The sequence below is a fragment of the Pantoea sp. GD03673 genome (assembly GCF_029844725.1).
GTDB lineage: Bacteria > Pseudomonadota > Gammaproteobacteria > Enterobacterales > Enterobacteriaceae > Pantoea.
In genome coordinates this window covers 18,770-29,154 of the sequence record NZ_JAOCKJ010000019.1, presented here as the reverse complement: position 1 = coordinate 29,154, position 10,385 = coordinate 18,770, and the positions used below count along the sequence as shown (strand labels likewise).

At 56.9% G+C, this 10,385-nt stretch carries 8 protein-coding genes; 4 read left to right on the top strand and 4 right to left on the bottom strand.

The features are described 5' to 3' along the window. Positions 1 to 136 precede the first annotated feature (136 nt). Complete coding sequence (gene glpT / locus N5J69_RS21430; RefSeq protein WP_279772491.1) at positions 137 to 1,477, bottom strand: glycerol-3-phosphate transporter; 1,341 nt, start codon at positions 1,475 to 1,477, stop codon at positions 137 to 139. Between the two features lie 373 nt (positions 1,478 to 1,850). Between glpT and N5J69_RS21425 the strand changes: the two genes are divergently transcribed. Continuing rightward, positions 1,851 to 2,714 (top strand): carboxylate/amino acid/amine transporter, encoded by an 864-nt coding sequence (locus N5J69_RS21425; protein WP_279772490.1) that lies wholly within the window; start codon positions 1,851 to 1,853, stop codon positions 2,712 to 2,714. A 396-nt stretch (positions 2,715 to 3,110) separates the two neighbouring features. On the opposite strand, the gene N5J69_RS21420 is transcribed toward N5J69_RS21425, so the two are convergent. Both N5J69_RS21420 and metR read right to left on the bottom strand, forming a co-directional pair. After that, positions 3,111 to 3,590 (bottom strand): DUF1456 family protein, encoded by a 480-nt coding sequence (locus N5J69_RS21420; protein WP_279772489.1) that lies wholly within the window; start codon positions 3,588 to 3,590, stop codon positions 3,111 to 3,113. Between the two features lie 83 nt (positions 3,591 to 3,673). Then, a complete protein-coding gene (gene metR, locus N5J69_RS21415) occupies positions 3,674 to 4,600 on the bottom strand; it encodes an HTH-type transcriptional regulator MetR (RefSeq protein WP_279772488.1) in 927 nt (308 codons plus the stop codon). Positions 4,601 to 4,744: 144 nt separating this feature from the next. Between metR and metE the strand changes: the two genes are divergently transcribed. Continuing rightward, positions 4,745 to 7,015 (top strand): 5-methyltetrahydropteroyltriglutamate--homocysteine S-methyltransferase, encoded by a 2,271-nt coding sequence (gene metE, locus N5J69_RS21410; protein ID WP_279772487.1) that lies wholly within the window; start codon positions 4,745 to 4,747, stop codon positions 7,013 to 7,015. 55 nt (positions 7,016 to 7,070) lie between these two features. Here metE and N5J69_RS21405 read toward each other — a convergent pair whose 3' ends face one another. After that, positions 7,071 to 7,904, bottom strand: a complete 834-nt coding sequence (locus tag N5J69_RS21405) for a dienelactone hydrolase family protein (protein WP_279772486.1) — start codon at positions 7,902 to 7,904, stop codon at positions 7,071 to 7,073. A gap of 304 nt (positions 7,905 to 8,208) precedes the next feature. On the opposite strand from N5J69_RS21405, the gene udp reads away from it, so the two are divergent. Together udp and N5J69_RS21395 are read left to right on the top strand one after the other, a co-directional pair. Then, positions 8,209 to 8,970 carry a uridine phosphorylase gene (udp, locus tag N5J69_RS21400; protein WP_279772485.1) on the top strand — a complete coding sequence of 254 codons (762 nt, stop codon included), beginning with the start codon at positions 8,209 to 8,211 and terminating at the stop codon, positions 8,968 to 8,970. Positions 8,971 to 9,062: 92 nt separating this feature from the next. Then, a complete protein-coding gene (locus tag N5J69_RS21395; protein WP_279772484.1) occupies positions 9,063 to 10,331 on the top strand; it encodes a tetratricopeptide repeat protein in 1,269 nt (422 codons plus the stop codon). Positions 10,332 to 10,385 lie beyond the last annotated feature (54 nt).

The following is a 10,385-nucleotide window of genomic DNA, read 5'->3' as shown; positions in this document are numbered from 1 at the left end:
AAAGAATGGTGGCGGAGTCGGTAAAAATCTACAACGGTCAGCGTCCGCATCTGTCGCTGAAATACAAAACGCCTGATGCAGTGCATCAGGCGTTTTAACGACATAACGTGTCAATCTATGCCAGGACTAGTCACTGTCAGGCGAGGGTCTTTTTGTGTTTGTGTTCGCTTACCATCGTCATGAGTAGCAGGATAACGGCCAGCACGCAGCCCGCAATCATCACCATGAAGCCACCATCCCAGCCGAAGTAGTCGACGGTGTAACCGACAATGGCGCTGGCGGCGACCGATCCACCCAGGTATCCGAACAGGCCGGTGAAGCCCGCCGCTGTCCCTGCCGCTTTTTTCGGTGCCAGTTCCAGCGCGTGCAGGCCAATCAGCATTACCGGACCGTAGATCAGGAAGCCAATCACGATCATGCAGGCCATATCGACGCCAGGATTGCCCGCCGGATTGAGCCAGTAGATCACGGTCGCGATGGTCACCAGCGTCATAAAGAACACCCCGGTAGCCCCGCGATTACCGCGGAACACTTTGTCCGACATCCAGCCGCACAGCAGCGTTCCCGGGATCCCCGCGTACTCATAGAGGAAGTAAGCCCAGGACGACTTATCCAGCGTGAAGTGTTTAACTTCACGCAGGTAGGTCGGTGACCAGTCGAGAATGCCGTAGCGCAGCAGATAGACAAAGACGTTAGCCAGCGCGATGTACCACAGCAGCTTGTTCGGCAGCACATATTTCATGAAGATCTGTTTTGCCGTCAGCTCTTCTTCGTGGCTGGCATCGTAATCGGGCGGATAGTCGTTTTTGTACTCTTCAACGGGCGGCAGGCCACATGATTGTGGCGTATCACGCATCAGTGCAAAAGCGAGAATGGCAATGGCAATGGCGGCAAACGCAGGCATGTAGAGTGCCGCTTTCCAGTCGTTAAACCACGCCATACCCAGCAGGAACAGCAGCGGCGGAATCCCCCCTCCCACGTTATGCGCACAGTTCCAGACCGACACGATCCTGCCGCGCTCCTTCTGCGACCACCAGTGAACCATGGTGCGCCCGCAGGGTGGCCAGCCCATGCCCTGGAACCAGCCGCAGATAAACAACAGAACGAACATCACCATGATGCTGGAGGTCGCCCACGGCACGAACCCCATAATCAGCATCACTGCCGCAGCCAGAATCAGGCCTGCCGGTAAGAAGACGCGCGGATTTGATCGGTCAGAGACCGAGCCCATGATGAATTTTGAAAAGCCGTAGGCAATGGAGATGCCGGATAAGGCGAAACCGAGGTCGCCACGTGAAAAACCCTGCTCCACCAGATAGGGCATGGCGAGGGCGAAGTTTTTTCTGACCAGATAGTAGGCCGCATAACCAAAGAAGATCCCGATGAAAATTTGCCAGCGCAGACGGCGGTAGAGCGGATCAACGTGATCTTCCGCCACCTGCGGCTGCCGTGGTGCAGGTTTAAAAATGCTCAGCATGAGTGAGGCCCTCCAGGGCGCATTATGGTTTTTCATTCCCAGCAGGGTGGGGCAGGTAAGTGCAGAACAAAACGGATGCAGGATGTTCCATTTCGCGCAAAGAATAGTGTTAGTTGCGCAACGTTACTGTGATGAATGACACATTTGTTACACTTTTATTACAAGATAGAGCGTAAGCGATCATCTGATGGACTATTTCGCGCATTTTATCTGGTTTTAAAGACCTTCCGACGACAGTTATATCAGGGCGTGTAACAGGCTATCCGACGGGTATTTTAGTTGCCTGTTTTGTAATCAGATGTCAACCAGATTTTACAGCCTGACGGCGGCACATTGTTTACACTATCGGCCTGTTAATTTCGGGGTCGTTGCCGTGTTTTTATTGATTATTACCACCATTTTGTGGGCCTTTTCATTTAGCCTGATCGGCGAATATCTGGCGGGCCAGGTAGACAGCTGGTTCTCTGTGCTGATGCGGCTGGCGCTGGCTGCGCTGGTGTTTTTGCCTTTCCTGCGCTGGCGGGGTTATCGCCCTTCAACGCTACTGCTGTATATGCTGGTCGGGGTGCTGCAGCTGGGTGTGATGTATCTGCTGAGCTTCCAGGCCTATCTCTACCTTAGCGTGTCGGAATTCCTGCTGTTTACGGTGATGACGCCGCTCTATGTGACACTGATTTACGATCTGCTCAGTCGTCGTCCGCTTCGTATCGGCTATATCTTCAGTGCGCTACTGGCGGTAGCTGGCGCGGCCATTATTCGTTATGACAAAGTCAGCGATCATTTCTGGTTTGGTCTGCTGTTAGTGCAGCTGGCAAATATCTGCTTCGCGGCGGGCATGGTGGGCTATAAGCGCCTGCAGGAGACCCGTCCCATGCCGCAGCACACGGCCTTCTCCTGGTTCTATCTGGGCGCAGTCATTATTGCGGTGATCGCCTGGTCTGCCTGGGGTAATCCGCAGAAGTTACCGACCACCTCCCTGCAGTGGGGCGTTCTGGTCTGGCTGGGCGTTGCGGCTTCTGGTCTTGGCTATTTTATGTGGAACTACGGTGCAACGCAGGTTGATGCGGGCACGCTGGGTATTATGAATAACATGCACGTGCCCGCCGGGCTGCTGGTGAACCTGGCTATCTGGCAGGAGAAACCGCACTGGCCGAGCTTTATTGCGGGCGCGCTGGTGATTTTCGCCTCGCTGTGGGTGCATAAGCGCTGGGTCGTAGGGCGCAGTGACCGGTCATAAACAGGGGCTGTAACCGGGGTGCGGCCTCCCGGGCTGGCGCGTCCGACCGCGAAGGAATCTCACCTCCCTGTGGATCGGCCGGGCCATCCCTGGCCCGGACGCTTCGCTCTTCTGACGCGCCAGCCCATGAGGTGCGACAGCCTCATCGCTGTTAAATGCGTGGCTCAGCGCGAGCATGAAGGAGGGAATGGCGGGCTGAGAAGTAAAGCGTCCGCCGCATGGCTGGCCCGGTGCTGCTCTTGTCAAAGCCCTGATGAAGCGGGAGGGAAGGGGTGGCGCAGCTGAGGAGCAAAGCGTCCGAGCCAAGGATGGCGAGGCCGTACTGCATGGATGCAGGCTTTCTTTGCGATCAGATGCGCCACCTCTGACCACGCAGGGGTCAGAAGCGATCAAAAATTAAGCTGGCTTCTCACTCTTAGGGCGCTGAATCATCGCCAGACCTTTCAGGAAGTTGCGCAGAATCTGGTCGCCGCACTCGCGGTAGTTCTTGTGGTCGGGCTTGCGGAAAATTGCGCCGACTTCCGCCTGTGAAACGGTAAAGTTCACCCGTTTCAGCACCTCAGGAATGTCGGTGGTTTTCAGATCGAAAGCAATTCTCAGTTTTTTCATGAAGATGTTGTTGGTCATTTTGCGCTCAATTGACGGCGCGGGCGCATCTTCACTCTTACCGCGACGGAAAAAGATCAGGCCATTCAGGAAGTAACCCATCAGCACATCGGGGCAGGGACGGAACGCGGCGTCGTCATCCTTTTTCAGCCACGCCTGAATATCTGCCTGCGGCACCTCACATTCGGCCAGCGCAAAAATCTCCACCATTTTGGCATCGCTCAGGTTGAGCATGTAGCGCACGCTGCGCAGAATATCATTGTTAGTCATGGTGAGATCTTCTCATGGTCAGTCGACAGGCTGCGCATTATAGGGGATTTTGCCCGTGTACGCGCAGGTTTGTGCCCGTCAGATTACCGCTGTAATACCGCACCGGGCAGCGCGGCGTCGCGCACAAAAGGCAGATGCTCACAGGCGTGCTGGCGGGCAAAGCGGATAAAGGCTTCCAGCACTGGCTGACGCTGCTCGCCTTCACGCACGGCGGCATAAAGACGGCTCCACAGACCCTCGCCCAGTGTGCGGGTGACGACCAGACCCTGCTTCTCAAAACTCTCCACCACCCAATGCGGCAGCGCGGCAATCCCCATACGCGCCGACACCATCTGAATCATCAGCAGGGTGTTATCCACGCTTTTCAGGGCCGGGCTGACGCCAGCGGGCTGGAGGAAATGCCGCCAGATATCCAGACGCTGACGCTGCACCGGATAGATCATCAATACCTCACCGGCCAGATCTTCCGGCGAAATCTGCGCAACCTGCGCCAGCGGGTGATCCGTTGCCAGTACCAGCCGCACTTCATAATCAAACATCGGGGAGTAGAAGAGACCCGAACGCGCCAGGATATCGGAGGTCAGCACCACATCCAGTTCACCCTGTTGCAGGGCGGGCTGGGGATCAAAAGTCACACCCGATTTAAAATCCATCACCACCTGCGGCCAGCTCTGACGAAACTTATCCAGCGCGGGGGTCAGCCACTGAATGCAGCTATGGCACTCAATTGCCACCCGCAGCGTGGTCTGATGCGGCTCGTGACAGGCCTGTAATGCCTGCTGAATCTGCGGCAGCACCTGCTCTGCCAGCTGCAGCAGAATATCGCCCTGCGGCGTAAAGCGCAGGGGCTGACTTTTACGCACGAACAGGCGGAATCCCAGCCGCTGCTCCAGATCGCTGAACTGGTGAGACAACGCCGATTGCGTTTGATGAAGCTGGGCCGCCGCCGCCGCCAGCGATCCCGTATTGCGCAGAGCCTGAAGCGTCCGCAGGTGCTTGAGTTCGATCATGAGCGTCCTTCACATCGAAAATGAACATATTGCGCTTGAGCAACATACAGTACCCGCACAGTATAGCAGTGTAAACATCTGGACGGCTAAACATCTTTGGCTGCCCATTTGAGCCAGAGTGAAAAATTATCCGGAGATCCACACATGACTATTCTGAACCATACCCTCGGCTTTCCCCGTATTGGCCTGAGCCGTGAACTGAAAAAAGCACTGGAGAGTTACTGGGCGGGCGACAGCTCGCAGCAGGCGTTACTGGCGACGGGGCGTGAGCTGCGCGCCCGACACTGGCAGCAGCAGAAAGAGGCGGGCGTCGACCTGCTGCCGGTCGGCGATTTTGCCTGGTATGATCACGTCCTGACCACCAGCCTGCTACTGGGCAACGTACCCGCACGTCATCAGAACCCGGCGGGCACCGTTGATCTCGACACGCTGTTTCGTCTCGGGCGCGGTCGTGCGCCAACCGGCGAGCCTGCGGCCGCAGCAGAAATGACCAAATGGTTTAACACCAACTACCACTACATAGTGCCGGAACTGACTCAGGACCAGACCTTTAAACTGACCTGGACCCAACTGCTGGACGAGGTCGATGAGGCGCTGGCGCTGGGCCACAACATCAAGCCCGTACTCCTGGGGCCGGTGACGTATCTGTGGCTGGGTAAAGTCAAAGGTGAGCCGTTTGAACGGCTGTCGCTGCTGGAAAGAATTCTGCCGGTTTACCAGCAGGTGCTGGCAGAGCTGGCAACGCGCGGCATCGAATGGGTACAGATCGATGAACCTGCCCTGGCCCTGGAACTGCCGCAGACGTGGCGTGAAGCTTACAAACCAGCCTATGACGCACTGCAGGGTCACAGCAACCTGCTGCTGACGACCTATTTTGACAGCATTAGCCAGAACATTGATGTGATTCGTGCCCTGCCGGTGCAGGGGCTGCATGTCGATCTGGTCCATGGTCGCGATAATATTGAGCACCTCAATCAGCAACTGCCCGCCAGCTGGCTGCTGTCGCTTGGCGTGATCAACGGGCGTAACGTCTGGCGTGCCGATCTGAGCCGCTGGTTTAGCCGTCTGCAACCGCTGATTGCCCAGCGTGAACAGCTGTGGATCGGCTCCTCCTGCTCGCTGCTGCACAGCCCGATCGACCTGAGTGTCGAGAACCGGCTGGATGATGAAGTCAAAAGCTGGTTCGCCTTTGCCCTGCAGAAATGTGCTGAGCTTTCGCTGCTGAGTCAGGCACTGAAAAGTAATGATGCCACGCTGCTGGACGCCTGGAGCGCACCGGTGCGCGCCCGTGCTCACTCCCGCCGCGTGCATAATGCGGCTGTGGAACAGCGGCTACAGGCCATTACACCGCAGCACAGTGAACGCCAGAGCGCCTACCCGGTGCGGGCCGTGCTGCAGCGTCAGCGTTTTAATCTGCCCGCCTGGCCCACCACCACCATTGGCTCTTTTCCGCAGACCACTGAAATTCGTGGCCTGCGCCTCGACTTTAAGCAGGGCCGTCTCGACAGCAACCATTACCGCACCGGTATCGCAGAGCACATCAGACAGGCAATTACCGAACAGGAGCGGCTGGGACTGGATGTGCTGGTTCACGGTGAAGCGGAACGTAACGACATGGTTGAGTACTTCGGCGAGCACCTGGAGGGCTTTGTCTTTACCCGGAATGGCTGGGTGCAGAGCTACGGTTCGCGCTGTGTGAAACCGCCGGTCATCATTGGTGATATCAGTCGTCCGGAGGCGATTACCGTCGAGTGGGCCCGTTATGCGCAGTCGCTGACCGATAAGCCGGTAAAAGGGATGCTGACCGGCCCGGTAACGATTCTGTGCTGGTCATTCCCGCGTGAAGATGTGTCACGGGAAACCCTCGCGAAGCAGATCGCGCTGGCGCTGCGTGACGAAGTGGAAGATCTGGAGAAGGCGGGGATCGGGATTATTCAGATTGATGAGCCTGCACTGCGTGAAGGCCTGCCACTGCATCAGTCGGAGTGGGCCGAATACCTGAAATGGGCGGTCGACGCTTTCCGGCTGAATGCGGCGGTGGCGAAAGATGAAACCCAGATTCACACCCATATGTGTTACTGCGAATTCAACGACATCATGGACGCTATCGCGGCGCTGGATGCAGATGTGATCACAATCGAAACCTCGCGATCTGATATGGAACTGCTGGAATCGTTCGAACACTTCGACTACCCGAATGAGATCGGCCCCGGCGTCTATGACATTCACTCGCCTAACGTTCCCAGCGTGGACTGGATAGAGGCGCTGTTACTGAAGGCGGCAAAACGGATTCCGGAGACGCGACTGTGGGTGAACCCGGACTGCGGTCTGAAAACGCGTGGCTGGACGGAAACACGTCAGGCGCTGGCGAACATGGTGACGGCTGCGAAGAAACTACGTGGAGAAACGGCGTAAGAAGTGCGATCTGGCAGGGGAAGCATCAGGGGCGTAAACCACGCCCCTTTTTTCGTTACGCTGAGGCCACGCCATACTGTCTGAACCAGGTCAGCATCCGCTGCCAGCCATCATGAGCAGATTCAGCATGGTAGCTCGGACGATAGTCCGCATTGAACGCGTGTCCCGCATCGGGATAGACGATGATCTCGGCGGTCGCATTAGCGGCATGCAGCGCCTGACGCATCTGCTCGACGCTCTCCAGCGGGATACTCTCATCCTGGCCACCATACAGGCCCAATACCGGCGCATTCAGATCGACCGCGATATCAATAGGGTGCTTCTGCTGCTTCAGCGTGCGCTCGCCGGTCAGCCGACCATACCAGGCCACGGCGGCACGCAGTTGCGGGTTGTGCGCGGCGTAAAGCCAGCTGATGCGGCCACCCCAGCAAAAACCCGTGATCCCCATGCGACGAATATCACCGCCGTTACGCGCAGCCCAGTTGGCAGCATGATCGAGATCGGCCAATACCTGTGTGTCCGGTACTTTGCTGACCAGTTCGCTGAACAGCGTCGGGATATCGTTATACTCAGTCGGGTCGCCCTCGCGGAAATAGAGCTCAGGCGCAATCGCCAGATAGCCTTCCAGCGCCAGACGACGGCAGATGTCCCGGATGTGTTCATGGACGCCAAAGATCTCCTGCACCACCAGCACGACAGGCAACGGGCCTTCCGCTGAGTGCGGTTTTGCAAAAAAAGCCGGCATGTTTTCGCCCTGACTCGGCACTGAGGTTTCACCTGAATGAATCGCCGGGCTGTCGGTAATAATGGTGGTGGAGGCGGTGGGCTGTACGGCAGGGGCAAAGCCGCCCGTCGCCGGTTTTTGTGCCATATCATCACTGGGTTTCATTATTCTCTCCGTGCAAGCATGTGCGCAATCACGTAACTATAGCCTGGCCGCAAAGCGTATGCGTCCAGGTGTCGGGTAACAGAATCAGCAGCGAATAAAATCATCCACCTCTTTAACATTGCGCTGACGCTGACACAGCCTCGCAAAAGGCTATCCGGACGAAGAAGATGTGATTGTGTGATGAAATTCACACTTTATCTTCCCGGAAATGTAACTTTCATTTTCTTAAGTGAATGTTGTCACATATTTATCGGGCGTGCTGGCGTAGAGTGGCGCGCTACCTTCCCTTAACAGGAGTCTGAAAATGACACAGTCTGACGTTTTCCATCTTGGCCTGACGAAAGCCGATTTGCAGGGTGCCACCCTGGCGATTGTGCCGGGCGACCCGGAGCGTGTGAAGAAAATTGCCGGACTGATGGACGATGCCACGCATCTCGCCTCACACCGTGAATTTACCTCCTGGCTGGCAAAACTTGATGGTAAGCCGGTCATTGTCTGCTCAACCGGGATTGGCGGTCCTTCTACGTCGATTGCCGTTGAAGAGCTGGCACAGCTTGGCGTGCGCACCTTCCTGCGTGTCGGTACCACGGGGGCTATCCAGCCTCATATCAACGTCGGCGATGTGCTGGTCACCACCGCGTCCGTTCGCCTGGACGGAGCAAGCCTGCATTTTGCGCCGATGGAATTCCCGGCTGTCGCTGACTTCGCCTGCACCACCGCACTGGTTGCCGCCGCAGAAGCCTGTGGCGCAACGACCCATATTGGCATCACCGCCTCTTCTGACACCTTCTATCCGGGCCAGGAGCGTTACGACACTGTGTCAGGCCGTGTCGTCAGCCGTTTCAAAGGATCGATGAAAGAGTGGCAGGAGATGGGCGTTCTCAACTATGAAATGGAATCGGCAACGCTGTTAACCATGTGCGCCAGCCAGGGTCTGCGAGCCGGTATGGTGGCGGGCGTGATTGTGAACCGGACTCAGAAAGAGATACCGGATGCGGTCACCATGAAACAGACAGAAAGTGACGCAGTGAAGATTGTGGTCGAAGCGGCGCGTCGTTTATTATAGCGACCGCGTCTGGCAGCAGGTTTTTTGTCCAGACTCAAACCCTGCTGCCGGTAGTTAACGGCGCGTAACATCAGTGAAACCTGAGAGTTTTTATGCGCAATACGATTCCTGTCCGACGTCCTGCCCCTGGCGCTAATCCTGCGGCAATCAATGCCCGACTGGAACGCAGCGCCGAACGTTTTCGTGCCGCTATGCAGCAGGGTGACCACGCGCTGGCAGCCCGGTGCTGTGAAGAGGTCTTGCGTTCAATGCCTAATCAGATGCAGGTGCTGAGCGACTACGCGTTCTGCCTGCTGCGTCTGGGGCAGTACAATAAATCGTACAAAATCTACCAGAAGATTTATCAGTCACCGCCCGCTGTGCAGGCTACCGCGTCTGAAACCTGGCTGGACGGCCTGACCGAAGTGTGCGGCTGGCTGGACAAAAAGGACGAGGTGGCACGTTACGGTCTGGCGTCGCTGATGCGTTCTGATGCGCGTTTCAGTCAGGGTAAGCGTGCCGCTTTTCCTGCTCCGCAACCTGAACCTGTCGATCTCAGCCAGCCACACCAGAATGTCATCGCCTTCTGCCTGTATGGCGATCAGCCACGCTACTGCGAAACCCTGATTAAAAACGTTGAGGTGGTACCCGGGTTCTATCCCGGCTGGGTCTGCCGCATCTACCTTGATGACAGCGTGCCGCAGCACGTCTGGCAGCGCCTTGATCAGCCCCACGTCCAGCTGGTCGACATGTCCCACGAAAAAACGCTGTTTCCGACCCTGTGGCGTTTTCTGGTGCTGGACGATCCTGACGTGAAACGCTTTATTGTGCGCGATGCCGACTCGCTGCTCTCGGAGCGTGAAGCGGCCGCAGTTAACGCCTGGCTGGCCTCACCTTACTGGTTCCACCATATGCGTGACTACTTCTCGCACACCGAACTGTTACTGGCCGGGATGTGGGGCGGCTGTCACGGCGTCTTCCAGAATGTTGAACAGGCGATGCGCGATTTCATTGCGCAGTATCAGGGTAGTCAGCGCTTCACCGATCAATATTTCCTCAAAGTGGCGTTATGGCCGACAGTGCGTGAAAGCCTCCTGAGCCATGACGAGCTGTTCAACTTTCATCAGGCCCGGCCGTGGCCTGACCATGCGCCCGTGCGCTGGCAGACGCCCCATTTCCACGTTGGCAGCAATGCCGGTTTTGCCAGCATGACCGGTAAATCCAGCGCCGCTGAAGGAAGCAGTCAGCGCGTTGCGATCACGTCAGGCGATACAACCTGGCATTATCTGGCACAGGTCAAAAACGGCGAGTGGCTATTGCCGATGCCCTTCTTCCTGATTGATGAGTGGCAGGCTGGAAAGCTGACGGTGGCGGCCCTGTAAGGCGCTGAATGCGCGTAAATTTATCTGGACATTCATACAGTGCGACTCTACCTT